Annotated in this window: 21 protein-coding genes; 5 read left to right on the forward strand and 16 right to left on the reverse strand. The window is 35.9% G+C overall.

The window, feature by feature from the left end:
* The 4 genes from ACODST_RS07895 to ACODST_RS07910 all read right to left on the reverse strand — a co-directional run bounded on the left by ACODST_RS07895 (window position 1) and on the right by ACODST_RS07910 (window position 2961).
* Window positions 1-552, reverse strand: coding sequence for a hypothetical protein (locus ACODST_RS07895; protein ID WP_488931573.1), 552 nt, complete (start codon window positions 550-552; stop codon window positions 1-3).
* A 9-nt stretch (window positions 553-561) separates the two neighbouring features.
* Window positions 562-1044, reverse strand: a complete 483-nt coding sequence (locus ACODST_RS07900; protein ID WP_488931574.1) for a hypothetical protein — start codon at window positions 1042-1044, stop codon at window positions 562-564.
* Between the two features lie 4 nt (window positions 1045-1048).
* Complete coding sequence (locus ACODST_RS07905) at window positions 1049-2101, reverse strand: hypothetical protein (RefSeq protein WP_488931575.1); 1053 nt, start codon at window positions 2099-2101, stop codon at window positions 1049-1051.
* Between the two features lie 65 nt (window positions 2102-2166).
* The gene (locus ACODST_RS07910; protein ID WP_488931576.1) at window positions 2167-2961 is read right to left on the reverse strand and encodes a hypothetical protein; all 795 of its coding nucleotides are present in this window, start codon (window positions 2959-2961) and stop codon (window positions 2167-2169) included.
* 138 nt (window positions 2962-3099) lie between these two features.
* Between ACODST_RS07910 and ACODST_RS07915 the strand changes: the two genes are divergently transcribed.
* Window positions 3100-3753 (forward strand): hypothetical protein, encoded by a 654-nt coding sequence (locus tag ACODST_RS07915; protein WP_488931577.1) that lies wholly within the window; start codon window positions 3100-3102, stop codon window positions 3751-3753.
* Window positions 3754-3758: 5 nt separating this feature from the next.
* Here the strand turns inward: ACODST_RS07915 and ACODST_RS07920 are convergent, their stop codons facing one another.
* Window positions 3759-5087 (reverse strand): tetratricopeptide repeat protein, encoded by a 1329-nt coding sequence (locus tag ACODST_RS07920; protein ID WP_488931578.1) that lies wholly within the window; start codon window positions 5085-5087, stop codon window positions 3759-3761.
* 254 nt (window positions 5088-5341) lie between these two features.
* Here ACODST_RS07920 and dnaX point away from each other — a divergent pair, with 254 nt between their 5' ends.
* Window positions 5342-6427, forward strand: coding sequence for a DNA polymerase III subunit gamma/tau (gene dnaX, locus ACODST_RS07925; RefSeq protein ID WP_488931579.1), 1086 nt, complete (start codon window positions 5342-5344; stop codon window positions 6425-6427).
* A gap of 335 nt (window positions 6428-6762) precedes the next feature.
* Window positions 6763-7107: a DNA polymerase III gene (locus ACODST_RS07930; protein WP_488931580.1), complete on the forward strand. Its 345-nt coding sequence runs from the start codon at window positions 6763-6765 to the stop codon at window positions 7105-7107.
* A gap of 16 nt (window positions 7108-7123) precedes the next feature.
* On the opposite strand, the gene ACODST_RS07935 is transcribed toward ACODST_RS07930, so the two are convergent.
* The 5 genes from ACODST_RS07935 to ACODST_RS07955 form a co-directional block, all read right to left on the reverse strand.
* On the reverse strand, window positions 7124-7702 hold the full coding sequence (locus ACODST_RS07935; RefSeq protein WP_488931581.1) for an NAD(P)H-dependent oxidoreductase: 579 nt from the start codon (window positions 7700-7702) through the stop codon (window positions 7124-7126).
* A 98-nt stretch (window positions 7703-7800) separates the two neighbouring features.
* Window positions 7801-8361, reverse strand: a complete 561-nt coding sequence (locus tag ACODST_RS07940; protein ID WP_488931582.1) for a Crp/Fnr family transcriptional regulator — start codon at window positions 8359-8361, stop codon at window positions 7801-7803.
* Window positions 8361-9251 carry a Ppx/GppA phosphatase family protein gene (locus ACODST_RS07945; protein WP_488931583.1) on the reverse strand — a complete coding sequence of 297 codons (891 nt, stop codon included), beginning with the start codon at window positions 9249-9251 and terminating at the stop codon, window positions 8361-8363. Before ACODST_RS07945 ends, ACODST_RS07940 begins: the two co-directional genes overlap by 1 nt.
* Window positions 9252-9287: 36 nt before the next feature.
* Window positions 9288-11366: a polyphosphate kinase 1 gene (ppk1, locus tag ACODST_RS07950; RefSeq protein WP_488931584.1), complete on the reverse strand. Its 2079-nt coding sequence runs from the start codon at window positions 11364-11366 to the stop codon at window positions 9288-9290.
* A 5-nt stretch (window positions 11367-11371) separates the two neighbouring features.
* Window positions 11372-11857 (reverse strand): SixA phosphatase family protein, encoded by a 486-nt coding sequence (locus ACODST_RS07955; RefSeq protein WP_488931585.1) that lies wholly within the window; start codon window positions 11855-11857, stop codon window positions 11372-11374.
* Between the two features lie 392 nt (window positions 11858-12249).
* Between ACODST_RS07955 and ACODST_RS07960 the strand changes: the two genes are divergently transcribed.
* Both ACODST_RS07960 and ACODST_RS07965 read left to right on the forward strand, forming a co-directional pair.
* Window positions 12250-13167, forward strand: a complete 918-nt coding sequence (locus tag ACODST_RS07960; protein ID WP_488931586.1) for a PorP/SprF family type IX secretion system membrane protein — start codon at window positions 12250-12252, stop codon at window positions 13165-13167.
* An 11-nt stretch (window positions 13168-13178) separates the two neighbouring features.
* Window positions 13179-15110, forward strand: coding sequence for an OmpA family protein (locus ACODST_RS07965; RefSeq protein ID WP_488931587.1), 1932 nt, complete (start codon window positions 13179-13181; stop codon window positions 15108-15110).
* A gap of 113 nt (window positions 15111-15223) precedes the next feature.
* Here ACODST_RS07965 and ACODST_RS07970 read toward each other — a convergent pair whose 3' ends face one another.
* From ACODST_RS07970 to pyrR, 6 genes are all read right to left on the reverse strand, one after another.
* Complete coding sequence (locus ACODST_RS07970; protein ID WP_488931588.1) at window positions 15224-15724, reverse strand: CAP domain-containing protein; 501 nt, start codon at window positions 15722-15724, stop codon at window positions 15224-15226.
* 170 nt (window positions 15725-15894) lie between these two features.
* Window positions 15895-16539 carry a pyridoxamine 5'-phosphate oxidase gene (gene pdxH / locus ACODST_RS07975; protein WP_488931589.1) on the reverse strand — a complete coding sequence of 215 codons (645 nt, stop codon included), beginning with the start codon at window positions 16537-16539 and terminating at the stop codon, window positions 15895-15897.
* 85 nt (window positions 16540-16624) lie between these two features.
* The gene (locus ACODST_RS07980; protein ID WP_488931590.1) at window positions 16625-17530 is read right to left on the reverse strand and encodes a ribonuclease Z; all 906 of its coding nucleotides are present in this window, start codon (window positions 17528-17530) and stop codon (window positions 16625-16627) included.
* A 95-nt stretch (window positions 17531-17625) separates the two neighbouring features.
* Window positions 17626-17958 (reverse strand): ribonuclease Z, encoded by a 333-nt coding sequence (locus ACODST_RS07985; protein ID WP_488931591.1) that lies wholly within the window; start codon window positions 17956-17958, stop codon window positions 17626-17628.
* Between the two features lie 148 nt (window positions 17959-18106).
* A complete protein-coding gene (locus ACODST_RS07990; protein WP_057120673.1) occupies window positions 18107-19033 on the reverse strand; it encodes an aspartate carbamoyltransferase catalytic subunit in 927 nt (308 codons plus the stop codon).
* Window positions 19034-19143: 110 nt separating this feature from the next.
* Window positions 19144-19683, reverse strand: a complete 540-nt coding sequence (gene pyrR, locus ACODST_RS07995; RefSeq protein WP_488931592.1) for a bifunctional pyr operon transcriptional regulator/uracil phosphoribosyltransferase PyrR — start codon at window positions 19681-19683, stop codon at window positions 19144-19146.
* Window positions 19684-19819: the final 136 nt, after the last annotated feature.

Consider the following 19819-nt stretch of genomic DNA (forward strand, 5'->3'; position numbering starts at 1 on the left):
TTATTCCGGTTTCAGATATCTGACTTCTTTTTTACTGAAATCAGAAAGCATATTTTTAGCTGTTTTATTATAGAATATATTTTTATCCAGATAATCACCAATCAACAATCCTTTCTCTACTCCTGCTGTCTTTTTTAAAAGAGCCTGCAGGGCATTGTAAAATTTAGCAATCTGTTTGTCCGGTGTTTTACTGATCATTCTTAGTTTGATTATTTCAATATGATCCTGATCTGCTCTTCCTCCTTTTCCTTCAATACAATAATGAAAAAGAGCATCATCATAAAAACTGATCCGGTCTTTTTTACTGCTTTTTCCTAAAACCAGATTACCTTCTTTTATTTCCACCGGTTTAGAGGAAAAGAAAAAGCCCCGGTAATCCTTATTATCAGTAAAGGTTATACTTTCACTTTTAGAATCGATTAGTTCGTAGTAAAACCCTTTTGAGTCATTGTAGTATTCTGCATACAGATTCACAGAATTTTCACCGATTACTTCCTGCAGTTCAGAAATAAACTTTTCAAACGGAATTATGATATTGAAATATACCCCCATACTATTTCATTATTTGATATAATTGGTCAACGTTTCAATTAATTCTTCCAATTGAAGAACAGGTAGCTTCACAACTGACTGTATGTCAAAACCATCAGAGCTTATTAACAATACTCCTTCTTTATCTTCCTCATATCCGGCAGGCACTGCATAAAATTTTGGATCTGAAATTACTATTTCTTTTTTACCATCTTTGAACCAGCCGTAATTGGCCTCATAAATAACTTTATTCTCCAGAAACAGTATCGTTTCTTCGCCATAAGTATTCCATAAAGACATCCGAAGAAGATAAAATCCTAAAAGACAAAATATTCCTGTTCCTATAAAGAAACCAATCTGCAGACCGCTTCCGGATGCAATACTAAAAACAACCCCGCACAGAGGGAAAACAAAAAACGAAAAGGTTAGTAAAAACAATATCAGACGAACTAGGAATGGAGATCTTTTTACTTTTAAATTTAAAATATCGTTTTGAAAATTATACTGCTGCATTTCGTTATTTTTTAAGACAATACTCAATTTCTCTTTCTGTAACACTTTCTATGACCCCTTCATTAAAATACGTTTTTTTAATCCAGTTTTTGAATTTGTCATATACGGTTTCAATAGTGTATACAACTTCTTTTTCCTGACCCTGATTAAAAAAATCACTTTTTGATTTATAAACGGCCTTTTTAGAATTTTTAAACGTCTTATAATAATCCCTGATCTCTTTCTTCCCTTTGTACAAATAAATACAGTTAGATAATGAGTCTTTTGAAATCCAGGTTGTTTCAGATCTTTCCAGAAAATCGCCCTCATACTTTTCTTCGATCTTTACTTCAAACTGTTTAGTCTTCCGTTTTTTGGTAATTTCTTTTCGGGAATATTGTGGACTTATTTTTATAACAATGGTCGTATCCTTATCTTTTTTGTGTTCATACAAGATCTGCCTTTGCGGATAAAATGTCATTTTATAACCTCCATGAGACTGATCTGTAACCATTGCAGCACCACTTTCATTTTTCGGATTGTGGTATAGTTCTTCAATCAGCTGATTCTTTTCATTGTATTTATAGGTCCTGAAATCCTGTAAAGTATCATTCAGATAACGTTCTTGTTTTACCACCAGATTTTTAACAAATCTGTTTATGTATTTTTCATGGTACTCTTCTTCTTTACTTATTTTTAAAGAGTCCGGGAATTCAGCCTTACCGCTAAAATACTGATTTACATAATTAAAACTCACAAAGTTGTTGTTTTGTGAAATAGCCGTAATTCTTTCCAAAGCATCAAATTCTACCTTTCGCCATGAAGCTTCAGCTGTTTTATCATAAAACTTTAAAGACTGAATCTTTCCATTTTCTGAAAAATAAACTTCTGAAAGGGTAATTATCGAATCTTTTTTAGGACTCGTTCTGTCCAGCCTTACGTTTTTAACTTTAATTTTTTTGACACAGCCTTTAAAATCAATATCTGCTGGTATCAATTCGATCTTTTTGATTTTATTTTCCTGAGAAAAAACAAAGAAGCTGACTGGTAAAAGAACTAAAAGAAACCATTTTTTCATTGCAGATAATTACTATAAATTACGTTTTTGGGGATACTGGTATTACTATTTTGCTTTACTTTTAATTATTTACCAATTTTACCATATCGCTGGTTTTCAGAAAAATACAAAACTATTTTCTTTCCTTTTTTGGCATAAGGATAAAACAATTCATAATTACCATTATGATTACTGTACCGTAATTCTTTGCTTTTAGTGTCGAAAACGCTGTTTAAATATTCCCGCTCTTCTTTGGTTGTTTTATAAAGATAATTTCTTTTAGAAGGTTTTAGGGTATCATTGAGATTTACAGATTGATAAACATCAAATCCTAAGAAAACCGGTGTGTTTTCTAAAGAATCTTTTACGATCAAAACTACATTTGGAAAATTCTTATCTGTTCCCGAAAGCACTTCCAGAATACTGGCAGTTTCATTAATATATTTCTTTGTAAAAGTGTAATTTACGAGCTTATCACTATTGGTTTTATTTACTTCCATTACAGATTTGGCAGAGTCAGTCAGCATTTTTTCTTTCCTGGCTGCAGTTGCATAATCTCCTCCAAACAAAATAACCGCAATCAGAGGAAAGATCAGAATCAAAGTAAGAAAACGCCATCGGTTCCCTTTGGAAGTTACAGCATCGAGATTGTGTTTTTCGGCAATTCGGGTTAAGTTAAACATTAAATTCACGATCAATGAACCTGTCATTAAAGCCAAAATTCCGAGAATGCTCAAATAAAATGATTCCGTCATATTTTCTCTGAATACTTTTAATCCAAAAACCTGGATCAGAATAAAAGTAAATACCCAATAAACCAGTAAGAGTATTGAAGTTATGCCTATAATATTGCTTAATCGTACTATTTGTTTTGCATTCATAAATTACCGAATTATTATTTTACAGATTTATCATTTTAGTTTCGGATTAAAAATAGTACATTTTTTATTACAAAAATTCAATTCTGTGACGAAAAAAATAAACATAAAAAGAGTATTATTGTATTCAAAACCAATTTTATGAAATTGAAATATACTTTATTCTTATTTACTTTTTTCTTCCTAAACTATGTGTTTGCCTGTGACTGCCCTCCACATAGAAAAGAAACATTAGTTAATAATGGTCTTAGATATGCCGACATTGTATTTTATGGAGAGTTATTAAAAACTGACACTATTCAAAACACTTATGAATTCAGAATAATTGAACTTTTTAAAGGAAAATATCAATCCAAAATAATACATGGAAAAAGCAGAAATAGAAATTGTGATATATCTCCTTTCAAAAAAGATTTATGGATTGTTTATGCTCATTTCAATGAAGACAGCACCATAAACATTAGTCATTGCGAACCTTCTCAAACCTTGGAAATTCCTCCCGGATTTCTGCCTCCAATTCCTGTTATAAAAAAATATAACGAAAAAATCACCAGAATAGACTCTCTGGAAAATGAAATTTTGAACTTAAAAATTAAAAACGAAACGCTTTCTACATTTTTTTATCAGCTGGAGCAATTAAGAGCCTATAAACAAAATCAAATTTCTGAAAAAGAAAAAACGGAAGCAGAACCGGAGACTTATACTAAATACATTTTTATATCTCTCGCTGTAAATAGTATAGTTTTGCTGAGCTTACTTTTTGTCTTTTTACAATACAAACTGAAACAAACCTGAAATCTCTATTTCGTCAATGCTGTAAAATCAGGATCAGACCATAAATTTTGAAGTCCGGGAAACTGTTTGGCATCCTCTTTTAATTCCGGTTCTAATTCAAATGTCAGTTTTAAATAATCCAAACATTCTGTGGTTTTACCCTGTTTGTTTTTTATGATCGCTACTTGGTAATAATTCCAGGAAAAAGGATGGATTATATTGTTTTCGTTAAACTGATCGATGGCTTCTTCATAATCCTCAATTCTCATTAAGTACATTCCTTTACAATATGCCAGCTGGTAAGCAGCATGTATATCAAATGCCCTTTTGAAATTTTCAAACTCAGCCATAGCTCTTTCTTTAGAAAACCTGTGAAATGTCCTAAGCAGTAAATCAATAGCCACATGTTCCCTGAAATAATCAGCAAACAATGTCCTTACAGACGCTAAAGCTTTCTCTGTTTCATTTTCTTTTAAATAAAACTGAATTATAAAAATTAAAGCGTTTGGATGTGCTGCATCCTTTTTCAGAAGAGACAGCACGGTTTCGATAAACTCAGCCTCGTTAGTTTCGTTTAACATATCAAACAAAACTTCCATTTTATTTTCCAGAACCTGAACATTTTCAGGATCCAGTTCTAATGCCCTGTTATAAAAATAAAGTGCTTTTACATTGTCATTTTTTCTGGAATATAATGTTCCTTTATTGGCATAGGCCAATGTCGCTTTTTCGTCCAGTTCGATCGCTTTATCAAAAAGTTCAAGTGCATTGTCCAGATCTCCTCTTTCCATTTGATAAGCACCGTAACCTATGTATTTATCAACCTGATCCGCATCGGCGTTTTCCCTTACATGGTCCGGATTTGGAATTATTCGAATACCAGAAATAGCGCCGGAATCCAATTCACTCTGAAAATCTTTTACCATTTGGGCGTTTAAATTTCTAAGCTTAAGTACTACCTCAGCAGCCTGGTTTTGATTTAAGCCTTTTTCCTGTAGATGTTCTTCTGTTATTTCGTAATTCTGGTTATTAGCCAAAAAATAGTTCTGTACATATTTCAAAATTTCAGTCTGATACTCATTACTTTGAAATTTTAAGGCATCAATTCCATGGTCTTCAACATCTTTTACTTTATCATTTTCTAAAATTCTGTTTGCACTACGCAAAACATGATCAATTTGTTCTTGTGTAAGGCCTGACTTTTTAAGTTCGGCAATTGCTAAATCAGGCTCTAACTGATTTTCCTGCAGTTTGGTCAATGCTAAAGCTAAAATCTCGTTTTGAAACTGTGGCGAATTGAAATCAGGTTCTTTATTTTCAGGATTCTTTTTCCATAAAAAATCAAATATTCCCATATTATTATATAGTGTTTTTAGTCTGTGATATAAGCGCTAAAATAATTCTTTTTAGATTACAAAATGAAGCTTATTCAGGTTTAGTATTAAAAAATATATTCGAAATCATCTGACTAAAAAAAGATATACTGATTTTAGTTTTAACGTTACTTCCTCACATTCAAACCACTCAAAATCCACTAAAAGATTTATGATTTTCAGATTTGTGATTTGGTAATTTTCAGCCTATATTTGCTATCGAATAAAAAAGGAACATGGAACAATTTGTAGTATCGGCGCGTAAATACCGTCCTCAGACATTTAAAGATGTAGTGGGGCAGAAAGCCATTACGAACACTTTGCTGAATGCTATTGAAACCAATCACCTGGCTTCTGCTCTTTTATTCACAGGACCCCGTGGAGTGGGTAAAACTACCTGCGCCCGTATTCTGGCACGAAAAATAAACCAGCCGGGATATGACGATCCTACCGAAGATTTTGCTTTTAATGTTTTTGAGCTGGATGCTGCTTCCAACAACTCGGTTGATGACATCCGTAACCTGATCGATCAGGTTCGAATCCCGCCTCAGACAGGACAATACAAAGTATATATCATCGACGAGGTGCATATGCTGTCTTCGGCTGCTTTTAATGCTTTCCTGAAAACATTAGAAGAACCGCCAAAACACGCTATTTTCATTTTAGCAACAACAGAAAAGCACAAAATCCTTCCAACGATTTTGTCCCGTTGTCAGATTTTTGATTTCAAAAGAATTACGGTAAAAGATGCTAAAGAACATTTGGCTGATGTTGCTGAAAGTCAGGGAATCCATTTTGAAGACGATGCGCTGCATATTATCGCCCAAAAAGCAGATGGTGCGATGCGTGATGCTTTATCGATATTTGACCGTGTCGTTTCGTATTGCGGAACGAACCTTACCCGTCAGGCCGTAACCGAAAACCTTAACGTTTTAGATTACGAAACTTATGTAAGTGTAACCGAATTGATTCTGGAAAACAAAATCCCCGATCTTTTAATTGCGTACAACGATATTCTGGCAAAAGGTTTTGACGGACATCATTTTATTGCCGGACTGGCTTCTCATTTCAGGGATTTACTGGTAAGCAAAACACCTTCGACCATTGCTCTGCTGGAAGTTGGAGAACAGGCGCAGCAAATGTATGCCGCCCAGTCTCAAAAAGCCTCGCAGGAATTTTTACTAAAAGGAATCGATCTTGCCAACGACTGCGATTTAAAATACAAACTCAGCCAGAACCAGCGCCTTTTAGTTGAATTATGCCTGATGCAGTTAGCCTCTATCAACTTTGATGGAGAAAAAAAAAAGCTGAGCAATTCATAATCCAGCCCACTTATTACAAAAACGGCAGCTTTTCTATCGTTGAAGTACCCAGTGTAAAATCTCAGAATCCAAATTCAGAAACTCAAAATACGGCTTCCCAATCACAGGAAAACCGTACAAACAGTGACAATAACAACGTAACTCCTGCTGTTACGAATGCGGCTGTACCGGAAACACCTAAAGCAGAAGTTCCTAAAACTGAGACCAGTGGTGAACCAAGAGTTTCTGCCTTTTCTCTTGCCAGTATCCGCAAGAAAAAAGAGCTGGAAGAAAGCAGTAAAAATTATGTAAAACCCTCGTCTGTTTTACCTACTGAGGAGTTTAACGAAACCGACATGCGTCTTCACTGGAACAAATATGCGGAACGTTTAGGTCAAAAAGGATTAAAGATCATGGAATCTATCTTATTGATCAATGATCCGTTTCTGGAAGGTACAAAAATTAGTTACGAGCTGCCAAACGAAGGTTCCAAACTCGAAATGGAAGGACAGCTTAACGGTTTATTAGGTCATTTAAGAGGTCATCTGCACAATCACGACATCACAATTGAAATTATTGTAAACGAAAAAGCTGAAACCAAAAGAACCTATAACAACCAGGATCGTTACAACCGTTTTCTGGAAATCAATCCAAATATCGAACTCTTACGTTCAACATTTGGACTGGATTTAAAAGATTAATTTTTTTACGAAAGGATTATTTATTCTGTAATCCGAAACGGTATATTTTTTCGAGCCATTTTGTTCTTTGGGAATCATCAGAACCTTTTATAATCCCAATATAACTTACCTTAACAGGCTTTATTCCGCAGAATTCCAGAGTCGACGTTTTTAACTGATTAACGCTTGGTCTGCCAAAAAATACTCTGTAATACCAGCCTGGCTGATCTAAAGTGGTAATAATATGCGCCGTTTTTCCTTTTAGTAATTTATCCCACCACACTGAATTTTCGCGGTACTGAAATGCCATTCCGGGTAAAAAAAGTCTGTCGATAAACCCTTTTGTAACAGCCGGAAGTCCGCCCCACCAAACCGGGTGCACCCAGACTAAATGATCGGCCCTTTTGATTTTTTCCCAGGACTCCAGCAAATCCGGTTCGAGTTCTGTTCGTTTTTGGTAACCAAACTTCAAATTGGGATTAAACTGCAGCGACGCAATAGTAATTACTTCTACAGCTGCTCCAGAGGCTTCTGCTCCTTTTTGATATTCAGCCGCAATAGCAAAATTAAAACTGTCAGGATTAGGATGTCCGTTTATAATGAGTATCTTTTTCATAAATATTCTTTTTCCAAAAATACTATGCGATTCATTCCTTTTACCGGACAAATGTCCTGAAAACTATTTTAATTTATGAGTACAAAATCTACAGAAGCTTACAAAACAGCTTTCCTGATCCGGCTTAAATGTCTTGGCGTTATTCCTAAATAAGAAGCCAAATACTGCAGGGGAATTAACTGCAGGTAGTTTTGATGGTTTTGAAAGAGTTCTTCATAACGACGGGCACCCGATAATTTCTGAAAAGAAACCATCCTTTTCTGAAGATTTACAAACTCCATTTCGGTTAACTTTCTTCCGGCTTCCTGCCAGTTAAAACCTGATTTATAAAGGATTTCCAGTGCTTTACGATCTAAAACCTCCAATTCGGTATCGACTAAAGCCTGAATATTTTCTTCCGCTTTTTCCTGTGTAATAAAACTGGCAAAAGAAGCCATAAATTCATTTTCAAAAGCAAAGCAATTCGTGATTTCGTCTCCTTTATGATTAAAAAAAAAGGAACGTAAAATTCCTTTTCTTATAAATACTATTTCATTACAAACCTGATTTTCAACTGATAGTAATTCTCCTTTTTTAAGAGTCCGAAATGTTATCAAATCCTCTAAAAGAGATAATTCTTCCTCTGAAAAATCCTGAATGGACTGAAAAACGGTTTTCATTAAATTTTACCGTAATACATTGCTTTTACAATTCCGTCTGAAAGTCCGATTTTTGGAACAAAAATCTGGCGTGCCCCGCTCCATTTCATTGCATTCAGGTAAATACGGGTAGCGTGGATGATTACGTCCGCACGATCGGAATTTAATCCCAGTTCAGCAATTCTCTGCTCATAGGTCAGCGAATTTAAGAAAGCATACTGCGAATTAATATAGATGTACGAAAGCGGTTTTTCCTGTTGCTTTCCGGACATTTTAAACAGTTTATTGATGTTTCCTCCGGAACCAATCAACGTTACTTCTTCATAATCTGCCGTATTGGTTTTAATCCATTTTTCGATTTCATCCCAGACCACATCGTGTACCATATTGTTGAGTAAACGAACCGTTCCGGCTTTAAACGATCTGGAATTGATCATTTTTCCGTCAGAGAATAGTGTAAACTCCGTACTTCCACCCCCTACGTCAACAAAAAGATACGTTTCGTCTGTTTTCAGCAAATGATGCAGGTCTGTAGAAGCAATAATCGCCGCTTCTTTTTTACCGTCGATAATCTCAATTTTAATATCGGCTTTTTTCTTAATCAGAGCCACTACTTCTTTGGCATTATAAGCTTCACGCATTGCCGAAGTAGCAAACGCCATATAACGTTCTACTTTATGTACTTTCATTAAAAGGTTGAATGCTTTCATTGCATCCACCATCCGGTCAATATTTTCAGGCGAAATTTCACCTACAGTAAAGGCGTCCTGTCCTAAACGAATAGGCACACGCACAAGCGAACTTTTATTAAACTGGGGCTCTTTTCCTTCCTGTTCTACAACGTTCGATATCAGAAGCCTCATGGCATTGGAACCGATATCTATAGCTGCTAATTTCCTTATATTAATCATGCTCACTTTATGATTTTGTAATTGAATTGTATTGATTTAATCTACTTTTTGAGGAATTTCTTCCTGTACCGCAATTTTATTCTGATAATATTTATAGGTTTCAAATTGCGCTCTGAATGGAGCATGGTGGTTTCGAGGCTTATATTTATTATCCAGCTTATAGGAATGGTATCTTACTTTTACGTTTCCTTTCCAGGCAATATTAAAATTGTCTATTAATTCTTTTTTGATTTCATGATCATATACAGGGCAGGTTACTTCTACCCTTCCGTCAAGGTTTCGGGTCATAAAATCGGCCGAAGAAATATAAACTTCATTAAGGCCGGCATTTCCAAAGATGTATACTCTTGAATGTTCCAGGTAATTATCGACAATACTAATGGCTTCAATATTTTCGCTCATTCCCGGAATTCCCGGAATCAGAGAACAGATTCCTCTTACCTGAAGCTGGATTTTTACTCCGGCATTACTGGCTTCGTACAGTTTATCGATCATTTTAAAATCAGATAAACTGTTCATTTTTAATTTTATAAATGTTTTTCTTCCGGCCAGAGCATGAAGGATTTCACGATCTATGAGTTTTACAAATTTGGTTCTGGTATAATGCGGTGATACAATTAAATGTTTGTATCGGTGCACCCTGTAATTGATATCAAAAAATTCAAATATTTTTGAAGTGTCTTTTAAAATTCCCTGATGACAGGTAAACAGCGTTACATCTGTATAAATTTTAGCGGTCGATTCGTTGAAATTTCCGGTTGAAATAAATCCGTAACGACGGTTTTTCCCATCTTCAATTCTTTCAATAACACAAATTTTACTGTGTACTTTAAGCCCTTTTATTCCAAAAATAAGTTCTATCCCTTCGGTCTGCATCTGCTCGGCATAAGAAATATTCGAAGCTTCGTCAAAACGGGCCTGAAGCTCAATCTGTACTACTACTTTTTTTCCGTTTTTTGCCGCATTAATAAGCGAACTGATTATCTGGGAGTTTTTTGCCAGACGATACAACGTAATTTTTATACTGTTTACTTTTGGATCTAAAGCGGCCTCTCTTAAAAATTTAGTCAGATAGGCAAAGGACTGATAAGGTGCATGTACGAGATAATCCTTTTTACTGATTTTTTCGAGTATACTTCCATCCAGACTTAATCCCGGAACCGGCAGCGGCTCGTTGGGTTTATACAACAAATCGTAACGTCCCAGATTTGGAAAATCCATATAATCACGACGATTATGGTATCTTCCTCCCGGAATAATACTATCGGTCTCCACAATTCTCATTTTTTCGAGGAAAAAACGCAGTGTATCTTCTTCAATTAAGCTGTCGTAGATAAAACGTACAGGCTCACCAATACGTCGGTCTTTTACCGAAGACGCAATTTTTTCCAGCATACTTTTACTCAGATCACTGTCGATATCGAGCTGGGCATCGCGGGTAATCTTAATCATGTGTGCCGAAACACTTTTATAATCAAATATATTGAAGATGTTTTTCAGCTTTAAGCGGATGACATCATCGATTAAAATCACATATTGTTTATCATCTTCAGAAGGAAGTACCACAAACCTGTTAATGGTTTTAGGAATTTCGATCAGTGCATAACGAATTTCGTTATTGGCCAATTCCAGACGAACTGCCAGATATCCCGCTGTATCTTTTAAAACAGGAAAAACAGCCAGATCATTCAGGATAATCGTTACCAGCTCCGGACTTAATTTCTGCATAAAAAAGTCCTTTAAAAAGCATTCCTGCTTTGGTGTTACCTGATCTTCGTTTATAATAAAAATATTCTCGGCTTCGAGTTCTGTTTCAATATTACCTAAAATACGTAAACTTTCAGACTGCTGCTGAATTACGATCTCGGTAATATCTTTAATCAGCTGATGCGCAGAAATCCCCCCCAGATACTTCTCTCCGGAAATACCGGAAAGACTCAGTCTTCGAATGGCGGCATATCGAACTCTAAAAAACTCATCTAAATTGTTTGAAAAAATTCCAACAAATCGCAGTCTGTCTAAAAGAGGAACGGTGTTGTCTGCCGCTTCCTGAAGTACTCTTGCATTAAACGCTAACCAGCTTTTTTCTCTATCGATATATTTTTGTTCGTACACTGTAATTATTTTAAGTCTTTGGGGAATAGGGTTTTATTGGTTTTGCCATTATTAATAGATTCCCAGCTGTCTGAATCGAATTGTAAAGATACAAAACCTGAGGTCGGGACATTATCAATAAAAACATCCCCAAATTTATTAACAAAATTTGTAATAGCCTCGTTATGTCCAAAAAGAATAACGCTTTCGAAACTATTATCACACGATTTAATAACCTTTTCCAGCTGTCTTTCATCAAAAGTATAAAGATCGTCTTTGTACACAATGCTGTCTATTGGATAAGACAGGTTTTGGGCAAATATTAAAGCGGTTTCAGAAGCACGTGCAGCGGTGCTGCTCCAGATTATATAAGTTTTAGGAAGATATTTTAAAATGTTGGTGGAAACTTCGTGAGCATCTAAAATCCCTCTTTTCATTAAAGGCCTGTCGAAATCTTTTAAAGGGGCTTCCCAGCTCGATTTTCCATGACGTATTAAAATTAAATTTTTCATAAGCAGAAGGTTTAAAAAAACGCAGAAAATAACTGCCGTTTTATTGAAGTTCTAATTTACAAAAGAAATTTTAATACTCTCCCTTTTTTTATTTCTGTTAACATTCATCATAAATTTTAACATCCCAAGAATAATACTCTAACTATGCTCACCATTAGTATGACTACTCCGGATTCTGCTCTGTGCATAACAGCAGATAACGGCGGTGTTATCCCGCCGATAAAAGAAAATGAATAAATATATTTTCACATAAAAATCACAACTTATTGAAAAACAAACAACTAAGTTATTATTAACAAAAATTTACTTAATTTTGAACAAGCGAAATTATTGGTTTTGCGATTCGAAAGCATCACAGAATCAATAGGTAATAATTAATAATAGATTTTATTATGGGGACAAAATTATTTTTATTCGTCATTATATTTGGAGTCTTTACAGCCTATGCACAGCAGGATGCACAATACACTCAGTATATGTACAATGCCATAAACATAAATCCTGCTTATGCGGGATCGCGCGGTGCATTAAGCATTTTCGGTCTCTACCGCACCCAATGGGTTGGTCTGGACGGAGCACCGGAAACCAGCAGTTTTTCTGCTAACACGCCCATAAACAACAGCAATATAGGAGTAGGATTATCACTGGTAAATGATAAAATAGGCCCTACTAATGAAAACACTTTATCCGCTGACTTATCGTATACCATTCATACCTCTGCAGGTTTTAAACTGTCCTTTGGTATAAAAGCAACTGCCAATATCTTCAACCTGGATCTTAGCAGGTTAAATCCCGAAAACCAGCTTGACCCGCAGTTTCAGAATTTAGACAATAAATTTTCACCTAATATCGGGGCCGGTGTATACTGGCATTCCGATAAAGCGTATATAGGATTCTCTGTACCTAATTTCATTGAAACCAACCGTTACGATGACAACGATATTGCCATTTACAAAGACAAAATCAATTACTATTTAATGGGAGGTTATGTTTTTGATCTGGATAAATACCAATACTACAGATTTAAACCGGCCCTGCTGGCTAAAATGGTTGAAGGAGCGCCCTTACAGGTAGATATCTCGGCTAATTTTTTATTCTTCGAAAAATTTACAGCCGGAATAGCCTACCGCTGGAGTGCTTCTGTAAGTGCCATAGTTGGTTTTCAAATTACTGACGGGCTGTATTTAGGATATGGCTACGATCGTGAAACCACAAAATTAAACAACTATAACTCAGGTTCGCATGAAATATTCCTGCGTTATGAATTCTTCAAAAACAATGGCAGAATGACCACTCCCCGTTTCTTCTAAAATTAATAATCATGAAAAATTTTACGCTTCACTGCTTACTAATTCTAAACATTCTCTCTGGCTACTCCCAGCAGGCCAGTATGAATTCAGGAGATAAAAAATACGACGCTTATGCCTATATTGATGCCGTTAAAACCTATGAGCGTATCGCTGATAAAGGATATAAGTCAGAAGATTTGTTTAAAAAGCTGGGGAACTCTTATTATTTCAATTCCGATTTTGACCATGCGGTAAAATGGTACGATGAACTTTTTATGCTAAACACCTCACCGGAAGCCGAGTATTATTACCGGTACGCCCAGTGTTTAAAATCAACCGGACAAGTGGATAAAGCCAGTCAGATACTCGAAAAATTCAGCACTGAATACAAAAACGATTCGAGAGGTAAATTATACAAGGAAAATGTAAACTATCCCGACAAAATCAAAGCCAACTCAGGACGTTACCAAATTGAAAATGCCGGAATAAATTCTAAATATTCTGATTACGGAAGTTTTGTTTACAAAAACAAAATCTATTTTGCCTCGGCAAGAGATACGGGGAATTTTTCACAGCGAAAACACAAATGGACGGGCGAATATTTCACCAATATCTATGATGCCGAAATTGATCCTGAAACCGGAACGTCCTCTAAAGTAAACAAAATTAAATCAGAGCTTAACAGCCGTTTTCATGAATCGACTCTAGTTTTTACCAAAGATGGTAATACTGTTTATTTTACCCGTAACAATTTTGTCAATGGTAAAAAAGGAAAGGATGCTCATAATGTTACCTTAGTCAAACTATTCAAAGCCCGTTTTGAAAATGGAAAATGGACTCATATCACCGCTCTTCCGTTTACAAGTGATCAATACAGTACGGCGCATCCGGCGTTAAGTCCTGACGAAAAAACATTGTATTTTTCGTCGGATATGCCCGGTTCCGCAGGAGAATCAGATATCTACAAAGTCAGCATTAACAACGACGGCAGTTTTGGAACTCCTGAAAATCTGGGAAAAGAAATTAATACCGAAGGCAAAGAAACCTTTCCTTATGTAACCAGTGAAAATGAGATTTATTTTTCGTCAGACGGACATCCCGGACTGGGCGGTCTTGACATTTTTTCAGGACAAATTGCTGCTGACGGAACGATCCACGATATTGAAAATCTGGGTAATGACATCAATTCTCCAAAAGATGATTTTGCGTATAGTATTGATCCGGTTTCCCGAAGAGGTTATTTTTCTTCCAATAAAGACGGCGGACAGGGTTCTGATGATATATACAAGTTTTTAGAAACCAAAAGACTCCGCTGCACACAGGAATTAAACGGTGTGATCACCGATGCGTCCACCGGAGTGGTTCTGCCGGGAACAAAAGTTACTTTATATGAAGATCAGAAAGTAAAAAATACTTTGACAGCGGATACCGAAGGAAAATATGTTTTTTCTGCTGAATGCGGGAAAAGCTATAGTGTGAGAGCTGAAAAACCAGAATATGCAACCAAAGAAGTCAGCATAATCATAGAAAAAACAACAGGAAAAACGAATCTCCCAATTGCCGTTGATAAAACAGTCTGCAAAGTAGTCGTGGGAGACGATCTGGGAAAATGTTTTGGAATTAATATGATTTACTTCGATTTGAACAAATCTACTATTAAAACCGAAGCTGCTTTAGATCTGGAGAAAATACTGGATGTATTAAAACAGCATCCTGCTATGAAACTGGATATCCGTTCTTTTACTGACAGCAGGGCATCACATTCCTACAATCAGTCACTGTCTGACCATAGAGCAGCCTCAACCATTGACTGGCTTATTGAAAATGGAGTCGATAAAAAACGGTTAACCGGAAAGGGTTATGGAGAAACTGAGCTTGTAAACCATTGTTCTGATCATGTTCCATGCAGCGAGGAAGAACATCAGCTGAACCGAAGAAGTGAATTTATCATTACAGGTTTATAACAAATGATCTAAAACTTAAAAAAGCTGTCTTTGCAGACAGCTTTTTTAATAAAACGTCGTTATAACTCAGGTATTACAACGACAACTAACCAACCAGTTCAAACGTTTCCTTTTTAAATCTTTGCGAATATATTCGTATAATATTTTTTACCATCGGCATTCGTAGTCACCGCTATGCCAAAATGAGTAAAATCGCCTTCTATATTATCTTTATGTCCCTGGCTTTCCAGCCAGCCTTTTACTACAGCCTCAGAAGTCTTGTAGTCATAAGCCACATTTTCTCCTACTTTTTTGGCACCAAGCACGCGCATCACATTATTCGAACGCGATGCAAATCCGTTATGATTCACAACATTATTGTCAATCATATACTTATTGTGCTCTTTGCACTGATAAGAAATGTGATTACTTTTTACCAATGCCTTCAAACCAATACTAACCCTGTATTCGTTTATTAACTGCATGGTTTCTAATTCAGAAGAATTATAGCTAAACTCCGTAACTACTTCTTCCTTTGAAGTATTTGTTTCAGTCCCGTCGGCATCGTCAGCAGAGCATGAGTTCATTGTGATTGACATCACAATGAACACCATGGCGCACATAATCTTTTTCATAATCAAATAGTCGTTAGTTCTAAAGTAAATGTTGGGGCAAATGCTTTAACTTATATATGTGCTTATTGCTTTAAATTTCTTACGCAAACGTATTCAATTCATCGGTAAACTACAAAAATAATCGATGAACTACACTATTTATTTTAAAATAAAGATAAAAATCCTACAAATCAAGAAGAAAGGCGCTCGATTTTCCATGAGAAATCAGACTGACCGGTATACCGAATCCGGTCATGAAGACGATTGGGTCTTCCCTGCCAGAATTCTACCTGAAGTGGTGTCACGATATAGCCGCCCCAGTTATCAGGTCTTGGTATGGATTTTCCTGCATAGTCGGCTTCCAGTTTTTTTAAATTGTCTTCCAGAAAAGTCCGGGACGGAATTACCTCGCTCTGATGTGATACAACAGCTCCAAGCTTGCTTCCATCGGGACGGGAATCAAAATAATTATCAGAAATAATCTCAGAGGTTTTTTGAGCAATTCCCTTTATGATTACCTGGCGTTCCATTTCCTGCCAGAAAAAAGACAAACATACATTAGGATTGGCTTCTATTGCCTTTCCTTTTTCAGAATTGTAGTTGGTATAAAATATAAAACCTTCCTCTGAAAATTTCTTCAGTAAAACCACTCTGGATTTTGGAAATCCGTCAAGGCCAATCGTAGAAACAGTCATCGCATTTACTTCTCCGCTTCCGCCAAAATCTTCCACTTCATGAAACCATCTGTTAAAAAGATTAATGGGATCTTCCGGAATATTAGTTTCTAACAATTCACTCTTTTCATAAGATCTTCTGTAATTGCTTAAATCACTCATGTTTTTTTTAGTTTTAGATTGGTTTCAGGTTAAAAAATTAAAAATCAGACCCGAAATTATCGGGATTAACTGATTGATCTTTTTTTTAAAATTCAAACGAAACACCATCGTCTGCCAGAAGCACATTTGGAAAAACTTCCTCCGCTTCCTGCTTAAAGGGTTCTATACCGTCATAACGGGTTGAATAATGACCTAAAATTAATTGTTTTACATTGGCTTTTAGAGCAATCGTAGCTGCTTCTTTGGCCGTAGAATGTCCTGTTTTTGCAGAAAGTCGTGCTTCCGATTCTAAAAACGTGGATTCATGGTACAAAACATCTGCATTTTGGATAATTGGTATTACGGCTTCATGATACGCTGTATCCGAACAAAAGGCATAACTTTTGGTCGGTGCCGGATCAAAAGTCAGTTTTTCATTTTCAATTATAGTTCCGTCGTCCAGCGTAATATCACTTCCGTTTTTTATTTTCTGATAATAAGCCACATGGATATTGTAATGCTGAACGGCTTCAACATTCAGTTTTCTGTCATCCGGTTTTTCCTGAAAATGAAAGCCATTTGTATAAACACGATGGTTTAACGGAATTGTTTTAACAATAACCTTTTTGTCTTCAAAAACAACTTCGCTTTCTTTGGATTCCAGTTCATGGAAAAACAAACTATAGGTCGTCCAGGATTCCGTAAGCTTTAACTGAAGAAGAATCAGTTCTTTGATTCCTTTTGGTCCGTATATGTGCAGATCTGTTGTTCTTCCTAAAAGGGAAAATGTCGAAATAGTCCCGATTAACCCGTAAAGATGGTCTCCATGCAGGTGTGAAATAAAGATGTGCTCTATTTTTGAAAATTTGATCTTATTTTTTCGAAGCTGAACCTGGGTTCCTTCACCACAGTCAATTAAAAACAAATGGTTTTTAATTTCTAAAACCTGTGAAGTCGGGTTCGTAAGTGTTCTGGGAGTCGCGGCATAACAGCCAAGTATGGTTAATTCCAATTTATTGTTTATTCGTTTATTTGGTAAATTGTTTAATCGTATAAAATTAAATCAAATCGATTAAACGGTCAAACGAATAAACAATTAAACCAATTTTAAAATCCGAGGTCTCTTTCGATTTCTTCCATTTCGATAATATCGTGGGCTTCCAAAAGTGAAGGCACCACCACTAATTTATCTGAAACAGCATTAAAATCAAGATCTGAAGCCACAATGACAAACGATTTTTTTGCTTTTTTCTGAAGTTTTATCAGTGGTAAAAAAACTTTCAGGTCATTTTCTGAAATCTCAGTATCCGACGATAAATCGATGATAACATTGTGTTTTTCAAAGGTTTTAAACTGCTGCGTTACTTTTTCCACAAAGCCGTTAAAATCGCCTTGTGTGTCTTTTATCGTAACGGTATGTCCTTTTTGATCTACTTTCATTATAATTTGCGGGGCTTATATTATTAAGGTGCTAATTTACGAAGTTTTTTTTACAGTTTTTAGTTCCTGTTCCAGTATTCAGTCGCAGTTTTCAGTCTCAGTCTCAGTTAGAAACTGAAAACTGAGACTGAGACTGAAAACTTAAAAATTACTGAATCTTAGAAGCTAAAAGATAAATAACCGCCATTCTAATCGCTACACCGTTCTCCACCTGATTTAAAATTACCGAGTGATCAGAGTCGGCCACTTCAGAAGTGATCTCTACTCCTCTGTTAATTGGTCCCGGGTGCATAATGACAATTTCTTTTCCAAGTGAATCTAAAAGCGGTTTGTCTACTCCGTACTGCTGTGCGTATTCACGTGTCGACGGGAAGAAATTTACATCCATACGCTCGTTCTGTACCCGAAGCATATTGGCCACGTCGCACCATTCCAGTGCTTTGCGTAAATTAGGTTCCACCGTAACACCAAGTGATTCGATATATCTCGGAATCAGTGTTTTGGGCCCGCATACTTTAACTTCTGCTCCCTGCATCTGCAAAGCATATATATTGGACAAGGCTACTCTCGAATGCAGAATATCGCCTACGATCACTACTTTTTTTCCGGCTACATCGCCCAGTTTTTCTCTGATCGAATAACTGTCCAGCAGAGCCTGAGTTGGATGTTCGTGCGCTCCGTCTCCAGCGTTTACAATACTGGCTTTGACATTTTTGGATAAAAAATAAGCCGCTCCGGGATTGGAGTGGCGCATTACAACCATATCAACTTTCATTGAAAGGATATTATTTACAGTATCAATCAGGGTTTCTCCTTTTTTAACGGATGACTGAGCTGCCGAAAAACTGATCACATCAGCAGATAAACGTTTCTGCGCTAATTCAAAAGAAAGTTTGGTTCTGGTACTGTTTTCAAAGAAAATATTGGCAATGGTAATATCTCGTAATGAAGGAACTTTTTTAATTGGCCGGTTAATGACTTCTTTAAAATGATCTGCCGTTTCAAAAATCAGGTTAATATCATTTTCATTAATGTATTTTATGCCTAATAAATGATCTACGCTTAATTCTTTCATTTGTATTGTTTATTTGTTTAATCGTTGAATTGTTTAATCGTTTTTTTTTTGTAAAATCGCTTAATCGGTGTTATTACCGATTAAACAATTAACCGGTTAACCGATTAAACTTAATTCGTCACTAAGTGAACCACATCTTCACCATCATTTTCTTTCCAGCTTACTTTTACTTTTTCGTCATTAATAGCATCTACCTGACGGCCTCTGTAATCGGGCTGAATAGGTAAATGACGGCTGAAACGTCTGTCAATTAATACCAAAAGCTCAATTTCTGAAGGTCTTCCAAAAGACTGGATAGCGGTTAACGCCGAGCGAATACTGCGTCCGGTAAACAATACGTCATCAATAAAAATGACTTTTTTGTTCTCCACTATAAAGTTGATCTGGGTTTTATTGGCTTCCAGCGGTTTGTCGGTTCTGCGGAAATCATCTCTGAAAAAAGTGATATCCAGATAACCCAGTGAAATCTCAGGAGTCTGGTATTCGTTCTCTAAAATTTGTTTTAAACGTTCAGCTAAAAAAACACCTCTGGGCTGAATCCCGATTAAAATAGTGTCTGAAAAATCAAGATGTTTTTCGATTAACTGACAAGCCAAACGATGGAGTATGATAGTAACTTCTTTTGAATTAAGTAATACTTTCTGGCTCATAAGTAATTGTAATGATTAATCGGGCAAATATACAAAATCAGAATTTATTTGGCGGGGTGTTGGGGTTGGAAATATTTTTTATCGATTTTAATTCTTATCCTGTTTTATAATATACTTTAGCATCTGCAAATATTTC

The organism is Flavobacterium sp. FG19, assembly GCF_057809475.1.